The sequence below is a fragment of the Caulobacter sp. DWR2-3-1b2 genome, from assembly GCF_049896345.1.
Taxonomy (GTDB): Bacteria; Pseudomonadota; Alphaproteobacteria; order Caulobacterales; family Caulobacteraceae; genus Caulobacter.
In genome coordinates this window covers 386631-403030 of sequence record NZ_JAFCUC010000004.1, presented here as the reverse complement: position 1 = coordinate 403030, position 16400 = coordinate 386631, and the positions used below count along the sequence as shown (strand labels likewise).

Below are 16400 nucleotides of genomic sequence, written 5' to 3'. Positions count from 1 at the left end.
ACTCGCCCTGGCAGAAGGGCGGCGTCGAGAACGCCATCGGCCGTCTGCGCCGCTTCCTCCCGCGCAAGACCAACCTCGACACCCTCGACCTGGACGACATCCTGTGGCTCAACAGGCTCCACAACCACACGCCTCGAAAGTGCCTGGGCTTCCAGACACCCGCCGAGGTCTACGCCCTGTTGCACTTCAAGTGTGAATCCACATCCCGACTTTCGTCGTTATGAGCGGTGGGTTGGGAGACTTACCCTACCCGCCCGCCTTATCCCCCGCCGACCGCTCCACCGCGCCTAGCGCGTCCGCCAGCCGCATCTTGGCCGACCCCGGCCGCAGCGGCTTCTGCTGGCTATCGTGCGGAGCCCAGCCGGTGACGGTGATGATCTCGAAAGTGGCGGGCACCTTGCCGTCGGCCTCGGCGAATCGTTCCTGATAGAGCTCCATCGCCCGGAACAGCACCTTGCGGGGGAGCGGCTTGCGCGAACGGTCGAGCAGCACGCTGGTCTCACCCATGGCCCGCAGGTCCTTCAGAAGGGCCAGCGGATGGCCGTAGCGCACCTTGACCCGGTCCTTGTCGGCGACGGGCAGGGCGAAGCCCGCCCGCTGCAACAGGCCGGCGGCGTCGACGGTGTCGGCGAAGGGCGAAACGCGAGCGGAGGCCCCGCCGCTGACCTCGTCCTCCGCCGCTAGCAGGGCCTGGCGCAGCTCGGTCAGGGTGGCGCCGCCGAACAACGCGCCGACGAACAGGCCGTCGGGCCGCAAGGCGCGGCGTATCTGGATCAGGGCGCCCACCAGGTCATTCGTCCAGTGCAGGGCCAGGGTCGAGACGGCCAGGTCTATCGTCGCGTCGCCGAACGGCAGGTGCTCCTCGTCGACCGCGACGCGCGGACCGTGCAGCCCGCCCAGCATGCGTTCGGACAGGTCGGTCTGGATCAGGAGGCCGATCTTCTCGCGGGCGTCGCTCTCCGCCAGGGCGCGAGCAAAGGCGCCGTTTCTCGCGCCAAGGTCGACCGCGACCGGAAACTCGCGCAGGATGGCTTCCAGCCGCATCACCGCGTCTTCGGCCGCGCGGGCTTTCAGGAAGCCGGCGGTCTCGAAGCCGGGCGCGGCGCGGTCTAGGCGGGCGCGCAGCAGGGCGCGGTCGAAGAGCAGGGGGGCGGCGGTCATGTCGGCGCAAGATGGGGCTTCTCGCGCGTCATGGAAACCTTCCCCTCGCCTGACCGCGTTGGCGCAGGACCTGCTGGACCTGATCCTGCCGCCGCGCGCCTTCGATGGCGCGGCGGCCCTGACCTCGGGGCTGTCGGCCGAGGCCTGGAGCCGCATCACCTTCCTGGACGGTCCGGTGTGCGACGGTTGCGGCGCGCCGTTCGCTTATGACGTCGGCGAAATCCGCTGCGTTCTGTGCCAATCGCGCGAACGGCCCTTCAGCCGGGCGCGGGCGGCCTGCCTCTATGACGAGCATTCGCGCGACCTGATCCTGAAGCTGAAACACGCCGACCGCACCGACCTGTCGAGCCTGTTCGCCCGGTGGCTGTCGCGATCGGCGGTGGATCTGCTGGACGAAGCCGAGGCGGTGGTTCCGGTCCCGATGCACAGCTCACGCCTGCTCAAGCGCCGCTACAACCAGGCCGCCGAAATCGCCCGGCCGCTGTGCGCGATGGCGGGGCGGCCCTACCTCCCCGACGCCCTTGTCCGCAAGCGCGACACCGACAGTCAGGGCGGCAAGTCGGCGGTGGGTCGCCGACGCAACGTCGCGGCGGCGTTCGCCGTCCCCGAATCGCGGCGACATCGGGTGGTCGGCCGCAAGGTGCTGCTGGTCGATGACGTGCTGACCACCGGCGCCACGGCGGAGGGCTGCGCGCGGGCGCTGCTGGCGGCTGGAGCCAGCCAGGTGACACTCGCCGTCGTCGCGCGCGTTACAGAACTGCACGCGCGTCCTATATGAGGACGGAAACGACGTCTGTTACGGATTCTCCATGGCCAAGGTCATCATCTACACCCGCCCGTTCTGCGGCTACTGCGCCCGGGCCCTGAAACTGCTCAACGACAAGGGCGCCGACTTCACCGAACTGGAGGCCGGCATGGATCCAGCCCTGCGCAAGGAGATGATGGATCGCTCGGGTCGCACCACCTTCCCGCAAATCTTCGTCGGCGAGCAGCATATCGGCGGCTGCGACGACATGATGGCGCTGGAGCGCGCGGGCAAGCTGGACGCCTTGCTCGCGACATGACACTCCGGGTCGGCCTCGTTCAGACCCGCACGCCGGCCACCCACGAGGCCGCTCTGGCCCATGTCGCGCCGCTGGTGCGCGAGGCCGCGGAGAAGGGCGCCCGGTTCATCCTGGCGCCGGAGGGCGTCAACGTGCTGCAGAAGGACCGCGCCAAGCTGCTGCCGACGCTGGTCTCGCTGGACGACGATCCGGTGGTGCTGGGCCTGCGCAACCTGGCCCGCGAGCTGGGCGTCTGGATCGATGTCGGCTCGGCGCTGGTCAAGCGAGAAGACGGCAAGGCCGCCAACCGTCAGGCAGTGATCGATCCGTCCGGGGCGATCGTCGCGACCTACGACAAGCTGCACATGTTCGACGTGAATCTGCCGACCGGTGAGACGGCCCGGGAATCATCGACCTACGAGCCCGGCGACCGAGCCGTGGTGGTCGAAACCCCCTTGGGCGCCTTTGGCCTGACCATCTGCTACGACATGCGCTTTCCTGCCCTACACCGTGCCCTGGCGCTGGGTGGGGCCCAGATCCTGACCGTGCCCGCCGCCTTCACCCGGCCAACAGGCGAGGCGCATTGGGACATCCTGCTGCGGGCGCGGGCCATCGAGACCGGCTCTTTCGTGCTGGCTGCGGCCCAAGGCGGCCTTCACGAGGACGGCAGAGGCACCTGGGGTCGCTCGATCGTTGTCGGGCCTTGGGGCGAGGTGATCGGAAAGCTTGATCACGACGCGCCGGGCGTGCTGATCGCCGATCTCGAGCTCGGGGCCGTCGACAGGGCCCGCGCGGCGATCCCCGCCCTGAAGAACGCGCGTGCCTTCACGGGTCCCTGACCCCATATTGGCCTCATGATCAAGTACGCGCTCGCTTGCGACCACGACCACGCCTTCGAGGGCTGGTTCGGTTCGTCGTCGGACTATGACGACCAGTTGGCGCGTGGGCTGGTGGACTGTCCGGTCTGCGGCTCCAAGGGTGTGCGCAAGCAGATTATGTCGCCCGCCATCTCCGGCACCAAGGCGCGCAGGCCCACGCCCGAACCCAACGCCCAGGTGCGCGAGATGATGATGACCGCCGCCAGCGAGGTCCGACGCCAGGTCGAGGACAGTTTCGACTATGTCGGCGACCGCTTCGCCAAGGAGGCCCGCGACATCCACGAGGGCAAGTCCGAGGATCGCGGCATCTATGGCGAGGCCACGCCCAAGGAGGTCGCGGCCCTGATCGAGGACGGAGTCAAGGTCGCGGCCCTGCCGCCGGCTCCGCCCAAGAAGACGGACATGAACTAAGGGTTCAACCACGAAAAAGGGGACGGTTTCCCGTCCCCTCGTCCGTTTGACTTTTGCGCGCCGCTTAGTAGTAGCGATATTCGTAGTGGCAATTGTTCTTCTTGGAATTCCTCTTGGCGATCTGGTTGCCGGCGACGGCGCCCAGGGCGCCGCCGAGGAGGGCGCCTTCGGTCTTGTTGCCATGGCCCGCGACGACCGTGCCTAGCACACCGCCGCTGACGCCGCCGATCACGGTGCCCTTGTTACGAGCGCTCTTGGTGCTCTTGCAGACGGTGATGCGGTGACGCGTCTCGGCTTGGGCGGCGGTTACAGCGATGGTGGACGCCGTGAAGCCGAGGGCGACGATGACGGCGAGGGTCTTGAATTGGGCGCGCATGGCGGCCTCCTAAATCGGTTGTCAGACGCTTGGGCAACAACAACGCTCAAGCTTGCTTTTGGTTCGCATTGGTCGAGAGCCTATTGTCGGATAGCCGACCTGAACGGCGGATGAAACGGCGGCGACGCCGCCGTTCATCCTGCCGACAGGATCAACCCTGAATGCGATAGCGACCTTGGCTGTCTGGGCAAACCCGCACATAACGGGTTTCGGTCCGGCCGTCGTAGTCGGTGTCAGCCGGGGCCAGGCGGCACGTCCTGGAATAGTTGTTGTAGGCGGTGGCCGAGCTGGCGCGATAGCGGCTGCTTTCGCGGTAGGCCACGGTCTCTTCCCGGCTCCAGTACTGCCCCTGGGCGTCGCAGCGACCCTTGGCCGAAGCGTTGCCGATGCTGGCGCCGACGCCGGCCCCAACCAAGGCGCCCAGCACGGTGCCTTCGGGTTTTGCGTTGCGAGCGGCCAGCTTCGAGCCGGCCAGGGCGCCCACCAGGGCCCCGATCACACCGCCGGCGGCCGCGTTCTTGCGAGCGTCGATACGGCAGGGCTCGTTGTAGGAAACGTTGTCGCCGTAGCCGCCGGCATTGGGGGCGCTGTAGGGCGTGGTGTAACGCGTGGCGTAATCCGGGTAGCGCCTATCGTACGAGCCCGAACCATAGCGACGATCATAGTCACCGCGAGCCCGATCATAGTCCGCGCGGTCGCGATCATACTGGGCGCGCTGGTTCTGATAGTCGCTGCTGGCGGAATCATGGACCCGGCCGTCGGTGCTGTAGCGCGAGGCGTCGTCCGGATGACGACGATCATAGGCGCCGTTTCCATTGCGGCTGTCATAGTCGCGACGGTTGTCCATATAGACCATGCGGTCATGATCGTAGGTTTGTTGTTCGCCGTAATAGGCGCCGCTGCTGGCGTAGGTGGGGTCCACGTAACGCGTTGCGTATTGTGGATAGCGGCGGTCATAGGCCCCCGAACCGTAACGGCGATCGTAGTCGGCGCGAGCCCGCACATACTTGGAGCGCTCGGCTTCATAGGCGCGCTGTTGGTCCTGATAATCAGCCGAGCGCTCGTTGTAGGCGGCGCGTTGATCGCCATAGGCCTGGAGGCGCTGCTGATAGGCGGCGTCGCTCGATTGCGCGAAAACCGGCGCGGCGGTGCTCAAGGCGACGGCCGAAGCCATCACCCACGCGGTGTGCTTGAAAGTCATGGTAGTCTCCGTTCCGACGAACGGATCGACGTTCGACCCCCGAAGCGAGCCGCCAATCCTGAAAAGTCCCTGGCAACCATAAATCTCAGGGGCGGCTCAGGTTCCGCCAGGCGCGGCGGCGTCGTCGACAAGACATGCGGTGTTGTTGCGCTTGGGTCTCAGTCCTTGGTGACCGTCATCATGTAGTTGATGTCGGAGTCGGTTGATTGGCTCCAGCGGCCGGTCAGCGGGTTGTAGGCCACGCCGAATGGACCCTGCATCGTCACGGGCTCGCCGGCCAGGAAGGCGCGCAGTTCCTCGGGCTTGAGAAACTGTTTCCAGTCGTGTGTGCCGGGCGGCACCCAGCGCAGCACGTACTCCGCGCCGATCTTGGCCAGGGCCAAGGCCTTGAGCGTACGGTTCAGCGTGGCGACGATCATCAGCCCGCCGGGGGCCAGCAGCTGTGCGCAGGTCCGCAGGAACTGGCCCGGGTTGGCGACATGCTCGATCACCTCCATGGTCAGCACCACGTCGAACGGCCCCGCGCCCTCGGCCAAAAGCTGTTCGGCGGTGGCGGGGCGGTAGCCGATCTCCAGCCCCTGCTCGGCCGCGTGGGCGGCGGCGGTCTTGATATTGTTTTCCGAGGCGTCGACGGCCGTGACCGTGAAGCCCAGCCGGGCCATGGGCTCGCTGAGCAGCCCCCCGCCGCAGCCGATGTCGAGCAAGCTCAGCCCCTCGAACGGCGTGCGCGAATTGCCGTCGCGGTCGAAGCGGGCCAAGGCCTGCTCCCTGATGAAGCTAAGCCGGCAGGGGTTGAACACATGCAGCGGCGCGAACTTGCCGCGCGGGTCCCACCATTCGGCGGCGATGGCCGAGAACCTCGCCACATCGGCGGGGTCGATGCTCCAGGAGGGGGTGTCGGCGGCTTGGGTCATGGTCAGCGTATGAACACGACTTCTACGCCGAGGTCCAGATCGGCCCAGGCCCGATCGGCGGTCATGATCGGCAGACGCTCGCGCATCGCCAGGGCCAGACAGGCGCGGTCGCCCAGGGAGAGGCCTTTGTGGCGGGTGGCGTCGCGCAGGAGGCCGGCCTGGATGGCGAGGTCGCGATCGAAGTCGATGATTTGGCCGCAAAGCTCCGACACGGTCTCTTCGACGTCGAAAATCGCGACGCCTCGATCCAGCATCTTTGTGACGACCTCCGTTATGTTCACTGAACAGGTTTGGGCCTGAAATAGGCGGCCTACGACTAGGTCGCGGCCAGGTTCTTCGAGAACCACCGCCAGGATCGCCGACGAATCCAGGACCACGTCAGTCATCTTTGCGATTTCGAGCCTGACATTGCTCATATTCCCGATCATCATCGGCGGCCTCGCGGCGGCGGTCGGCGATCAATTCGTCCACGATCGAGACGCCGGGGCGCCAATAGGGCCGCAGCCGCTCCTGAATCCGGCGGACCGATTCCGGTATGCTGATGATCTTGAAGAACTCGCCGTCCAATTCGGCGATGATCAGGCCGTTAGGCCCGGCTCCCAGCGCTTCCAGCACCTCGGGTGGTAAGGTCACCGAGCCGTTCCGGACCTGCAGTCTATAGGTCTTGGGCTTGTCGTGGACGGACGCTCGGGCGTCGCCCTCCGCCAGTCCTTCAAGCGCGGATTCGACCGGCGTATTCCCCGCCCCCGGCTCCTCCAGCACGTTGCGCACGTGCTGATACCGCTTGCCGAGGATGCGGGCGATCTGGGCGCGCGGGACGCCGGCGGCGGCCAAGGCGCGAATCCTTCCGGCGACGGTCTTGTGGCCCTGCAATAGGGCTTCCAGGTCAGGCGGCATGACGGCTCTCCATCATCTGGAAAACAGATAGGTAGTTAGGTAGGTTGCGACAAAGGAGTCAAGGCGCGCCGCTCGCGACGAAAAAGACATCCGCGACATTGCCGTTGCGTCCCCACGCCGCTAGAAGACCGCGGCTTGCGCGCCCAGCGATGTTCCGCCGCGTGCGGCGCAAGAATTGACCTTAGGTTTTTACGGGGTAGGGCGTGTCTCGTCTGGTGATGAAGTTCGGCGGCACCTCGGTGGCCGACCTGGAGCGCATCCGCCGGGTGGCGCGTCTGGTCGCCGCCGAGCTGGCGACCGGCAAGCAGATCGCGGTGGTGGTCTCGGCGATGTCGGGAAAGACCAACGAGCTGGTGGCCTGGACCGACGGCTGTGGCCGGGCGGCCGAGGGTTTGCCGGAATCCGACGACGAATACGACGCCATCGTCGCCTCGGGCGAGCAGGTGACGGCCGGCCTGCTGGCCATGACCCTGCGCAACATGGGCATCGGCGCGCGCTCGTTCCTGGGCTGGCAGGTGCCGATCCTCACCGACGACGCTCATGGCCGGGCCCGCATCGAAGAGATTCCGTCCGACAATCTCGACGCCGTGCTCAATGCCGGCCAGGTGGCGGTGATCGCCGGCTTCCAAGGCGTGACCTCCGATGGCCGTATCACCACCCTGGGCCGGGGCGGCTCGGACACCAGCGCCGTGGCCATCGCCGCGGTGCTGAAGGCGTCCTGCGACATCTATACCGACGTCGATGGCGTCTACACCACCGACCCTCGGATCGAAAAAAAGGCCCGCCGCCTGGCCAAGATCTCCTACGAGGAAATGCTGGAAATGGCCTCGCTGGGGGCCAAGGTGCTGCAGACCCGTTCGGTCGAGATGGCCATGGCCCATCGCGTGCCGGTTCGGGTGCTGTCGAGTTTCGTCGAACCGGGGGAATCTCCCGGCCAAGGTACGATCGTCTGCGACGAGGAAGAAATCATGGAAAAGCGCATCGTCTCGGGCGTCGCCTATAGCCGCGACGAAGCCAAGATCACCCTGCTGGGCCTGCCCGACCATCCGGGCGTGTCGTCGCAAATCTTCGGCCGGCTGGCGGACGCCAATGTGAATGTCGACATGATCGTGCAGTCGCGCGCCCGCAGCGCCGACACCGCCAACATGGAGTTCACGGTCGGCAAGCGCGACGCCGTCCGCGCCGTTGAGATCGTCCGCAAGGCCCAGGCCGAGATCGGCTTCGAGGACGTGGCGATCAACGAGGACGTCGCCAAGGTCTCGGTGATCGGGGTGGGCATGCGCAGCCACGCCGGCGTTGCGCAATCGATGTTCCAGGCCCTGGCCGAGAAGAACATCAACATCCAGGTGATCTCGACCTCGGAGATCAAGATCAGCGTGCTGATCGACGCGGCCTATACAGAGCTGGCCGTGCGGGCTCTGCATGCCGTGTATGGGCTGGATCAGCTTTAGGATCGATTGACAGGTGGCGGACGAATTCGACTTCGACGACGAAGCTAAAACCGTCACCTTCAAGGGCGCTCGACTGCATCTGCTGTTGGGCCTTATCCAGCGCGCCAAGTTTGGTGATCGGCACGATAGGCTTCTGCTTCTGAGTGAGTGGATAGCTGATCTGAGCACGCGGATCACCGGCGCGCTTGGCCTTCAACAGCCTGCCCCACAGGTTGGCGTGGCTGATGAGCTTACGATCTTCGACAATAATCTCGTCTTGGCTATTCGCGACGCGATCATTGCGGAAGCCGCGACGATCGGTTGGTGGACCAAGACCGCCGAGGAGCGCCGTCGCTATCTTCGCGAGGTCGTGGCCGCGCCAGTGGGAATGACCGATCGCGACATCGAGCGGATCGAAGGTGCGATCGAAGCTTGGATCATTCACGCCAGGCTGGCTTTAGCTGCCATGGTTGCCACCAACTGAAGTAGACGTTTCGCCGTTAGCAAAACGTCGCCTTCTGACAGTATGAAGGGCCGCGAATCCCTTCAGGAGCCCCTATGTCCGTCTTCCACTTCGATCCCGAAAAGAAGTCGGTCACCTTCCAGGGCGATGCGGGCCTGGACCTGCTGTACGATCTGCTGCTGCGCGCCAAGTTCGGCGACGGCTATGAAAAGCCTCTGCTGGTCAGCCCTTGGCTGGCCGTGCTGCTCAAGCAGTTGGACCAGTTCTTGCCCGACGACGGTCAGTGGTTCCCCGAACAGCCCGGGCGGCCGATCTTCGACGAGGACGACCTGCTGGCCATGGGCGACGCGGTGATCGAGGAAGGTCACACCGTCGGCTGGTGGACCATGACCGAGCCCGAGAAACGCGCCTATCTGCGCGACACCATCGCCGCCCCCCATCCCCTGACCGACGCAGAGGTCGAGTTCATCGAGGCCGACATCGACGCCGCCGTCGAACAGGCCAGGCAGTTGGTCGAGGCGGTCAGCGAACCGCTGGCCTTGCCGGGGCACGGCTGACGGAAGCTGTTGGGGCTGGGGCCGCCCTCTTGGGGCGGATGATGGGAGGTCGGTGCGATTGGATCGGTCGTCAACATGACGGGAACCTGAACAACGCCGTTCAGATCGGGTTCAAGGCGGCAATGCGACAAAGGTCCCAACAGCGCCGCACCGGACTTCTTCCGGCCTGACGCTCTCTAGGAGCAAACGCCATGAAGACCTTTGGTAAGTTCTCGAAGATCGCCGTCGCCGTCGCCGTGACCGGCGCTCTGGTCCTGCCCGCCTCGGCCGCCTTCGCCGGCGACAAGACGCAGCGGGCCGTGATCGGCGCCCTGATCGGCGGCCTGGCCGGCGGCGCCCTGTCGAAGGGCGACAAGAGCGGGATCGTCATCGGCGCCGTTGCCGGCGCCGCCCTGGGCGCGGCCACCGACAACGATCGCAACGACCGTCGCTATTCGAGCAACTATCGCGACACTCGCTATGGCAACGGCTACGGCCAGACCTACAACAACAGGTCGAGCTACAACAACGGCTACGGCCAGACCTACGACAACGGGTCGAGCTACAACAACGGCTACGGCCAGACCTACGACAGCGGGTCGAGCTACAACAACGGCTACGGCCAGACCTACGACAGCGGGTCGAGCCACAACAATGGCTACGGCCAGACCTACAATGGCGGATCGAGCTACAACACCGGCTACGGCCAAACCGGCTATGACAACCGCTCCAACCCTCGTCGCGACCAGCGCAACGACCGCTACAACAGCGGCTACAGAACCAGCTACGGCAATGGCTACTACGGCCAACACCGCTAACCGCTGGTCAGGTTGAACGACCCGGCGCCGTCCCTCTCCGAGGGGCGGCGCTTTTTCGCGCGTCCTGCGCGAATTGACCGAGAGCGAACGCTGTGCGTCGCGCGAAATCTGCTATAGCCCGCTCCACGGCGTTGCGGCTTCTTAACCCCTGACGCGTGTTGTCGGGCTAAGCCGTACAGGCCAAAAGGGGAGTGCGCGCGCGAACATGGCGGCGTCTGGGATCGCTGTTCGGGGACCACGCAGCCTGCTTCGGCAGATTCGCGAGGCCATGGCCGGGGGCGGCCCCGCCCAGGTCAAGCTCGACTTGGTGGTGCGCACCATCGCCATTTCGATGGTGGCGGAAGTCTGCTCGATCTATCTGCGCCGTGCGTCCAACGATCTGGAACTGTTCGCCACCGAAGGCCTGTCGCGCGACGCCGTTCACGTCACCCGGCTAAAGCCTGGCGAAGGTCTGGTCGGCGAGACCATGCGCCTGGGCCGGCCGCTGAACCTGTCGGACGCAGCCAGCCACCCGGCCTTCTCTTACCGCCCGGAAACCGGCGAAGATCCCTATCACGCCTTCCTGGCCGTGCCGCTGCTGCGCGGCGGCCGCTCGATCGGCGTGCTGGTCGTCCAGAACCGCACCGAGCGGGTCTATGGCGAGGACGAGGTCGAGGACCTGCAGATCATCGCCATGGTCCTGGCCGAGATGGTCAGCGCCGGCGAACTGCTGGGCCTGGACGAGCTCAAGGACGTCGAGATCGCGCCCCACAAGCCCGAGCGCCTGAAGGGCGCGCGCTTCGCCGAGGGCCTGGCCTGTGGCGTGGCGGTGCTGCACGAACAGCCGGTCGCCCCCGAGCAACTGCTGTCGGATGACGCCGCCGCCGAGGAGGCCAAGCTCAAGGTCGCGGTCGATGCTCTGAAGCAGCAGATCGACGAGATGTTGGAAGGCCAGCACGGCCTGGTCGGCGCCTCCTACGAAGTGCTCGAGACCTACAAGATGTTCGCCCATGACCGGGGGTGGAACCGGTCGCTGCTGGAAGCCGTGCGCTCGGGCCTGACCGCCGAGGCGGCGGTCGAACGCGTGCGTTCAGAGCACCGCGCCCGTCTGGGCCAGGCCCGCGACCCCTATCTGCGCGAGCGGCTGCACGATCTGGAAGACCTCAATGACCGTCTGCTGCGTCACCTGTCGGGCGACGTCCACGCCGTGCGGGTCCTGCCGGACGACGCCATCCTGATCGCCCGCAACCTCGGGCCCGCAGACCTGCTGGAATATGACCGCACCAAGCTGAAGGGCATCCTGCTCGAGGAAGGCTCGTCCGCCAGCCACGCGGGCATTGTCGCCCGGGCCCTAGACATCCCCTGCGTCGGCCGCCTCGCCGGACTGCGCGACCGGGTCAACGAGGGCGACCCCGTTGTGGTCGACGCCGAGGCCGCCGAGGCCTGGCTGCGGCCGCGTCCCGACGTGGTCAAGTCGCTGAAGGCCCGGATGGAGGTCCGCGCCCAGCGCAAGGCCGAGTTCGCCCGCCTGCGTGACACACCCGCCGTCACCAAGGACGGCGACAAGATCACCCTGCTGATGAACGCCGGCCTGGCCGTTGATCTCGACATCCTGGGCGAGACGGGGGCCGAGGGCATCGGCCTGTTCCGCACCGAGTTCCAGTTCATGGTCGCCGAGGAAATGCCCCGGCTCGAGGCTCAGACCGCGCTCTACGAGAAGGTGCTGGACGCCGCCAACGGCATGCCGGTCACCTTCCGCACCCTGGATCTCGGCGGCGACAAGCTGCTGCCGTACATGGAGTTGGAGCGCGAGGACAATCCGGCCTTGGGCTGGCGGGCCATCCGCATGGGCCTGGACCGTCCAGCCCTGCTGCGCATGCAAATCCGCGCCCTGATCAAGGCCGCCGCCGGGCGTCCGCTGCGGATCATGTTCCCGCTGGTGGCCAATGTGGACGAGTTCCGCGCCGCCCGCGCCTTTGTCGATCAGGAAGTCGCCTGGGCCCTCAAGCGTGGCCGGCCTGAACCCGCGCGCCTGGACGTCGGCGCGATGATCGAGGCGCCGTCCCTGCTGTGGCATCTGGACGCCCTGCTGCCGATGACCGATTTCGTTTCGGTCGGCACCAACGACCTGATGCAGTATCTGTTCGCCGCCGACCGGGGAAACTCGCGGGTGTCGGATCGCTATGATCCGCTGTCGCCGGCCGCCCTGCGGGCCTTGAAGACCATCCAGCAGGCCTGCGCCGACACGGGCACGCCGGTGTCGGTCTGCGGTGAGATGGCGGGGCGGCCGCTTGAGGCTTTCGCCTTGCTGGCCTTGGGTTTCGACGCCTTCTCGATGCCGCCGGCCGGCATCGGACCCGTCAAGCAGATGGTGCTTTCGCTCGATCGCGAGGCCGCCCGGCGCAATGTCGAGGCGCTGCTGAAGACCTCGGCCGGGTCGCTCCGTGGTGAGATCGAAACCTTGGCGCGCAAGCTTTACGTCGCGATCTAGACGGTCGGAGCGTTAACCGAGCTCTACCTTATAGTGTATTGAATCCGGCGACTTACTTTGATATCCACGATGAAGTATTAATAATCCCGGTTATCTCGGGTGGGGCATAGTCGTAGGGTTCTCTGTCGGGCTCCCGTACGGCGCGAATTTTGGGGTCACATGGCAGCCATGCCGCTGGATACGGGCAGGGTTCCGCACTTGCATCTGGTCGCCGATAGCGATCCGGAGGACGCGCCCGCGACGGCGCATCAGCCTTCGATCGACTTCGGCGTCGATATCGGTTCGGCCCTGCGCGCGGCGCGCGAGTTTCGGGGTCTCACCCTGCGCGATGTCGCCGACGCCACCCGCATCCGCCAGGGCTATGTCGAGGCGCTGGAGGACCTGCGCCTCGACGAACTGCCCTCGCGCCCCTTCACCATCGGCTATGTGAAATCCTACGCCAAGCTGCTGGGCCTGGACGGCGACGCCGCCGTCGACCGCTTCAAGCTGGACGCGCCCGACGACAGCGAACCGTTGCGCGCGCCGGTCGGCGTGCGTCACGAACGCGACCCGCGTCTGGGCCTGATCCTGGCCCTGGGTGTGCTGATCGTCGCCGCCATCGTGCTGTGGAACGTCGCCCAGCGCGCCATCGCCAAGGACGCCCCGCCCGCCCTGGTGGCCCGGGAGCAGGCCAGCGCCGCGGTCGCCGCGCCCGCCGCCATTCCGGTCGATCCCAACGCCACGCCGGGTTCGGTCCCGCTGGGCGCCCCCCTGCCGGCTCCGGTCGAATCGACCACGCCCGAGCCCTACAAGACCCCCGGCCTCGACGACGCCGCCGCCAATGGCGGTTCTGCCGACGCTGTGACCGCCGCCTCCAAGTCCCGCGCGGAAGCCGCTGGCGCAACCGCCGACGCGCTCCAGTTGACCCGGGTTGGCACGCCGTTCCGCCCCAAGGGCGCGATCTATGGCGCCACGGCCGCCGACGCCTCGGGCGTCGTGCTGCAGGCCCGCAAGCCCGCCTCGCTGGCCGTGCACGGGGCCGGCGACTCGACCTATTTCGCCCGCTGGATGGCAACTGGAGAGTCGTTCCGCGCCCCGCGCACTGCTGGCCTGGTCGCCGATGTCTCCGACCCGACCGCCTTCGACGTCTATGTCAACGGCGTGCTGGCCACGCGCCTGGCGACACCGCAAGTGACGCTGAGCAAGTTGGTCGCGGCCCCGGTGGCTCCGGTCGCCCCGCCGGCCGCCCCTCAGTAATCCTGTCGCCCTCCGGCCAGCGAAGCCGACGGCGGGCGACATTTTCATGACGGTCTTGGGTTCCGTCGCCAAACGCCTTAGATTGACGCCATGGCCACCGACCACACCCACATTCGTCCGTGGCGCTCGATCGAGCGCCGCACGTCGCGCAAGATCCGCGTTGGCAATGTCGAGGTGGGCGGCGACGCCCCGATCACCGTCCAATCGATGACCAACACCCTGACCAGCGACGCCGCAGCGACGCTGGAGCAGATTCGCCAGCTGGAAGAAGCCGGCGCCGACATCGTTCGGGTCTCGTGCCCCGACACCGACAGCACGGCGGCCTTCAAGACCATCGCCCGCGAGAGCCGGGTGCCGCTGGTGGCCGACATCCACTTCCACTACAAGCGCGGCATCGAGGCGGCGCAAAACGGCGCGGCCTGCCTGCGGATCAATCCGGGCAATATCGGTTCGCCTGACCGCGTCCGCGACGTCATCCAGGCGGCCCGCGATTACGGCTGCTCGATGCGGATCGGGGTCAACGCCGGCTCGCTGGAACGCAACCTGCTGGAAAAGTACGGCGAGCCGTGCCCTGACGCCATGGTCGAGAGCGCCTTGAACCACGCCCGCATCCTGCAGGACCACGACTTCCACGAGTTCAAGATCAGCGTGAAGGCGTCCGATCCGTTCATGACGGTGGCGGCGTACCATCAGCTGTCGGAACGCATCGACTGCCCGCTTCACCTGGGCGTCACCGAGGCCGGGGCCCTACGCACCGGCACGGTCAAGTCGTCGATCGGCATCGGCGCCATGCTGTGGGCCGGCATCGGCGACACCATCCGCGTCTCGCTGGCCGCCGACCCGGTCGAGGAGATCAAGGTCGGCTTCGACATCCTCAAATCGCTGGGCCTGCGTCACCGCGGGGTCAACATCATCGCCTGCCCGTCCTGCGCGCGTCAGGGCTTCAACGTCATCAAGACGGTGGAGGCCTTGGAAGCGCGCTTGGCTCACATCTCCCAGCCGATGTCGCTGTCGATCATCGGCTGCGTGGTCAACGGCCCTGGCGAGGCCCTGATGACCGACCTGGGCTTCACCGGCGGTGGCGCCGGCTCAGGCATGGTCTACATGGCCGGCAAGCCCAACCACAAACAGTCCAACGACGGCATGATCGACCACATCGTCGAACTGGTCGAACAACGCGCCGCGGTGCTGCAAGCCGCCGCCGACGAGGCCGAGGCGATCGCGGCGGAGTAGGGGCGCCATCTGGCGCTTGACTTTAGGTGGTGCGATCGGAAATGTCCCGGTCGCGGCAAAGGCCGCGAGTACGGGGGTTTTCATGAGAATTCTGGCTATCATCGCGCTGGCCGCGACCGTCACGGCCTGCGCCACGACGGAAGAGGTAATTCCGGTCGGCTATGTGCCGGCCGCGGTTCCGGCTGTCGCCGGCGCTGACTCCATTCTGGTCACGGTGACCGCCGTTGACGGTCGTTCCACCAACCGCGCCCGAATCTCCACCAAGATCAATGGCTACGGCATGGAGATGGCGCCGATCCGGTCCAAGGAAGAAGTCGCAGACATCGTGCGTGATGCTCTGAGCGCCGAGTTCAAGCAACATGGCTACAGGCTGGCGTCCGGCGGGCCGAAGGTCGAGGCGAAGGTCACCACCTTCTACAACCAGTTTGGCGTGGGCATGTTCGCCGGCAAGGCCAATTCCGAAGTCAATGTGACCGTGTCGGTGACCTCGCCTTCAGGCGCCCAAGTCTACACCCGCGACCTGGCGGGCAAGGCGAGCAAGTCGGTGCAGATGGCCAGCGGCAAGAACGCCGTGGCGTCGTTGACCGAGGCCTTGGCCGACGACTTCAAGACCTTGTTTGCAGATGAGGCCTTCACCAAGGCGCTCTCGGCTCAATAGAGCGATCAAACCAAAAAAGGGCGCGGCGACATTTGTCCCGCGCCCTTTCCCATGGGTGCCTTGCGCTAGAGCATTTTTCGAGCGAAGTGGCTCCGGTTCGCGTGAAGAAAAATGCGTCAAAACAAAAGATTAGAGCTCACGGCCTGACGCAGTCAGGTCGGGAAATGCTCTAGCGAGCGATGAAGGCGCGCTTGCAGATTTCCGCGCCGAAACCCGACGACATCTGGCCTTCGGCGTCAGCCATGGCCGCTGCCGCGATCAGACCGCCGCCGCCCGTCGAGCGATCGATCTCGTAATCGGCAACCACCTTGTCGGTGGCTGGATCGATCAACTGGGCCACACCCTTTATCGTGTTGGACGAGCCGACGAGGATCGTCATGCCGGCGTTGGCCTTCTTGAAGCCGGTGATGTTAACCTTCAGCAGCAGGGGCTGGGTCCCCTTGGCGCAGGAGGCCAGCTTTTCCGCGACGTTTTTCTTGAAGGTCGTTTCGAAGGCGGCGCTCGCCCCGGTTGGGGTGTTGACGACGATCTCCTTGACGAAAGCGTTTTTCGAAATGTCCGACGAGATTTGGGCGATGGTGTCGCCCCCCGACTGCGTGACGCAGCCGGTGGTCATCGCGCAAAGCGCGGCGACAAGGAAAATACGACGCATGATGGCTCCAACTTAGGCATTGG

At 66.1% G+C, this 16400-nt stretch carries 19 protein-coding genes and 1 pseudogene; 13 read left to right on the top strand and 7 right to left on the bottom strand.

Going from position 1 to position 16400, the window contains the following annotated elements:
• Positions 1-224: pseudogene (locus ACP694_RS13825) on the top strand (hypothetical protein); the annotation flags it as partial.
• A gap of 22 nt (positions 225-246) precedes the next feature.
• Here ACP694_RS13825 and ACP694_RS13820 read toward each other — a convergent pair.
• Positions 247-1161, bottom strand: a complete 915-nt coding sequence (locus ACP694_RS13820) for a methyltransferase domain-containing protein (RefSeq protein WP_426013249.1) — start codon at positions 1159-1161, stop codon at positions 247-249.
• Between ACP694_RS13820 and ACP694_RS13815 the strand changes: the two genes are divergently transcribed.
• From ACP694_RS13815 to ACP694_RS13800, 4 genes are read left to right on the top strand one after another with little or no spacing between them, the layout of a single operon-like run.
• Positions 1160-1939 carry a ComF family protein gene (locus ACP694_RS13815; RefSeq protein WP_426013247.1) on the top strand — a complete coding sequence of 260 codons (780 nt, stop codon included), beginning with the start codon at positions 1160-1162 and terminating at the stop codon, positions 1937-1939. The genes ACP694_RS13820 and ACP694_RS13815 overlap by 2 nt on opposite strands.
• A 31-nt stretch (positions 1940-1970) precedes the next feature.
• Positions 1971-2225: a glutaredoxin 3 gene (grxC, locus tag ACP694_RS13810; RefSeq protein WP_426013245.1), complete on the top strand. Its 255-nt coding sequence runs from the start codon at positions 1971-1973 to the stop codon at positions 2223-2225.
• On the top strand, positions 2222-3043 hold the full coding sequence (locus tag ACP694_RS13805; RefSeq protein ID WP_426013244.1) for a carbon-nitrogen hydrolase family protein: 822 nt from the start codon (positions 2222-2224) through the stop codon (positions 3041-3043). The genes grxC and ACP694_RS13805 overlap by 4 nt, the downstream gene beginning before the upstream one ends.
• A 15-nt stretch (positions 3044-3058) precedes the next feature.
• On the top strand, positions 3059-3493 hold the full coding sequence (locus ACP694_RS13800; RefSeq protein ID WP_426013242.1) for a DUF1178 family protein: 435 nt from the start codon (positions 3059-3061) through the stop codon (positions 3491-3493).
• A gap of 64 nt (positions 3494-3557) precedes the next feature.
• On the opposite strand, the gene ACP694_RS13795 is transcribed toward ACP694_RS13800, so the two are convergent.
• The 5 genes from ACP694_RS13795 to ACP694_RS13775 all read right to left on the bottom strand — a co-directional run bounded on the left by ACP694_RS13795 (position 3558) and on the right by ACP694_RS13775 (position 6881).
• Complete coding sequence (locus tag ACP694_RS13795) at positions 3558-3869, bottom strand: glycine zipper 2TM domain-containing protein (RefSeq protein ID WP_426013241.1); 312 nt, start codon at positions 3867-3869, stop codon at positions 3558-3560.
• A gap of 151 nt (positions 3870-4020) precedes the next feature.
• Entirely contained in the window at positions 4021-5070 is a 1050-nt protein-coding gene (locus tag ACP694_RS13790) for a glycine zipper 2TM domain-containing protein (RefSeq protein WP_426013239.1), read from the bottom strand.
• 158 nt (positions 5071-5228) lie between these two features.
• On the bottom strand, positions 5229-5984 hold the full coding sequence (gene ubiG / locus ACP694_RS13785) for a bifunctional 2-polyprenyl-6-hydroxyphenol methylase/3-demethylubiquinol 3-O-methyltransferase UbiG (RefSeq protein WP_426013237.1): 756 nt from the start codon (positions 5982-5984) through the stop codon (positions 5229-5231).
• A 2-nt stretch (positions 5985-5986) separates the two neighbouring features.
• Complete coding sequence (locus ACP694_RS13780; protein WP_426013235.1) at positions 5987-6370, bottom strand: type II toxin-antitoxin system VapC family toxin; 384 nt, start codon at positions 6368-6370, stop codon at positions 5987-5989.
• Complete coding sequence (locus tag ACP694_RS13775; protein WP_426013233.1) at positions 6363-6881, bottom strand: AbrB/MazE/SpoVT family DNA-binding domain-containing protein; 519 nt, start codon at positions 6879-6881, stop codon at positions 6363-6365. Before ACP694_RS13775 ends, ACP694_RS13780 begins: the two co-directional genes overlap by 8 nt.
• Before the next feature lie 203 nt (positions 6882-7084).
• Here ACP694_RS13775 and ACP694_RS13770 point away from each other — a divergent pair, with 203 nt between their 5' ends.
• The 8 genes from ACP694_RS13770 to ACP694_RS13735 all read left to right on the top strand — a co-directional run bounded on the left by ACP694_RS13770 (position 7085) and on the right by ACP694_RS13735 (position 15725).
• Positions 7085-8332 (top strand): aspartate kinase, encoded by a 1248-nt coding sequence (locus ACP694_RS13770; protein WP_426013231.1) that lies wholly within the window; start codon positions 7085-7087, stop codon positions 8330-8332.
• Between the two features lie 13 nt (positions 8333-8345).
• Positions 8346-8795, top strand: coding sequence for a hypothetical protein (locus ACP694_RS13765; RefSeq protein WP_426013230.1), 450 nt, complete (start codon positions 8346-8348; stop codon positions 8793-8795).
• Positions 8796-8869: 74 nt separating this feature from the next.
• Entirely contained in the window at positions 8870-9331 is a 462-nt protein-coding gene (locus tag ACP694_RS13760; RefSeq protein ID WP_426013229.1) for a hypothetical protein, read from the top strand.
• A gap of 191 nt (positions 9332-9522) precedes the next feature.
• On the top strand, positions 9523-10128 hold the full coding sequence (locus tag ACP694_RS13755; RefSeq protein WP_426013228.1) for a glycine zipper 2TM domain-containing protein: 606 nt from the start codon (positions 9523-9525) through the stop codon (positions 10126-10128).
• 205 nt (positions 10129-10333) lie between these two features.
• Positions 10334-12598 (top strand): phosphoenolpyruvate--protein phosphotransferase, encoded by a 2265-nt coding sequence (gene ptsP / locus ACP694_RS13750; RefSeq protein ID WP_426013226.1) that lies wholly within the window; start codon positions 10334-10336, stop codon positions 12596-12598.
• A gap of 168 nt (positions 12599-12766) precedes the next feature.
• Entirely contained in the window at positions 12767-13834 is a 1068-nt protein-coding gene (locus ACP694_RS13745; protein ID WP_426013225.1) for a helix-turn-helix domain-containing protein, read from the top strand.
• A 90-nt stretch (positions 13835-13924) separates the two neighbouring features.
• Positions 13925-15067, top strand: a complete 1143-nt coding sequence (ispG, locus tag ACP694_RS13740) for a flavodoxin-dependent (E)-4-hydroxy-3-methylbut-2-enyl-diphosphate synthase (protein WP_426013223.1) — start codon at positions 13925-13927, stop codon at positions 15065-15067.
• An 82-nt stretch (positions 15068-15149) separates the two neighbouring features.
• On the top strand, positions 15150-15725 hold the full coding sequence (locus tag ACP694_RS13735) for a YajG family lipoprotein (RefSeq protein WP_426013222.1): 576 nt from the start codon (positions 15150-15152) through the stop codon (positions 15723-15725).
• A 169-nt stretch (positions 15726-15894) separates the two neighbouring features.
• Here the strand turns inward: ACP694_RS13735 and ACP694_RS13730 are convergent, their stop codons facing one another.
• The gene (locus tag ACP694_RS13730; protein WP_426013221.1) at positions 15895-16377 is read right to left on the bottom strand and encodes a hypothetical protein; all 483 of its coding nucleotides are present in this window, start codon (positions 16375-16377) and stop codon (positions 15895-15897) included.
• Between the last annotated feature and the right edge of the window lie 23 nt (positions 16378-16400).

Coding starts and splice junctions, on each gene's coding strand:
- grxC (WP_426013245.1), top strand. CDS start 1,971: ATGGCCAAGGTCATCATCTACACCCGCCCGTTCTGCGGCTACTGCGCC.
- ptsP (WP_426013226.1), top strand. CDS start 10,334: ATGGCGGCGTCTGGGATCGCTGTTCGGGGACCACGCAGCCTGCTTCGG.
- ACP694_RS13775 (WP_426013233.1), bottom strand. CDS start 6,881: ATGCCGCCTGACCTGGAAGCCCTATTGCAGGGCCACAAGACCGTCGCC.
- ispG (WP_426013223.1), top strand. CDS start 13,925: ATGGCCACCGACCACACCCACATTCGTCCGTGGCGCTCGATCGAGCGC.
- ACP694_RS13795 (WP_426013241.1), bottom strand. CDS start 3,869: ATGCGCGCCCAATTCAAGACCCTCGCCGTCATCGTCGCCCTCGGCTTC.
- ACP694_RS13805 (WP_426013244.1), top strand. CDS start 2,222: ATGACACTCCGGGTCGGCCTCGTTCAGACCCGCACGCCGGCCACCCAC.
- ACP694_RS13730 (WP_426013221.1), bottom strand. CDS start 16,377: ATGCGTCGTATTTTCCTTGTCGCCGCGCTTTGCGCGATGACCACCGGC.
- ACP694_RS13815 (WP_426013247.1), top strand. CDS start 1,160: ATGTCGGCGCAAGATGGGGCTTCTCGCGCGTCATGGAAACCTTCCCCT.
- ubiG (WP_426013237.1), bottom strand. CDS start 5,984: ATGACCCAAGCCGCCGACACCCCCTCCTGGAGCATCGACCCCGCCGAT.
- ACP694_RS13820 (WP_426013249.1), bottom strand. CDS start 1,161: ATGACCGCCGCCCCCCTGCTCTTCGACCGCGCCCTGCTGCGCGCCCGC.
- ACP694_RS13790 (WP_426013239.1), bottom strand. CDS start 5,070: ATGACTTTCAAGCACACCGCGTGGGTGATGGCTTCGGCCGTCGCCTTG.
- ACP694_RS13755 (WP_426013228.1), top strand. CDS start 9,523: ATGAAGACCTTTGGTAAGTTCTCGAAGATCGCCGTCGCCGTCGCCGTG.
- ACP694_RS13760 (WP_426013229.1), top strand. CDS start 8,870: ATGTCCGTCTTCCACTTCGATCCCGAAAAGAAGTCGGTCACCTTCCAG.
- ACP694_RS13780 (WP_426013235.1), bottom strand. CDS start 6,370: ATGACTGACGTGGTCCTGGATTCGTCGGCGATCCTGGCGGTGGTTCTC.
- ACP694_RS13735 (WP_426013222.1), top strand. CDS start 15,150: ATGAGAATTCTGGCTATCATCGCGCTGGCCGCGACCGTCACGGCCTGC.
- ACP694_RS13800 (WP_426013242.1), top strand. CDS start 3,059: ATGATCAAGTACGCGCTCGCTTGCGACCACGACCACGCCTTCGAGGGC.
- ACP694_RS13745 (WP_426013225.1), top strand. CDS start 12,767: ATGCCGCTGGATACGGGCAGGGTTCCGCACTTGCATCTGGTCGCCGAT.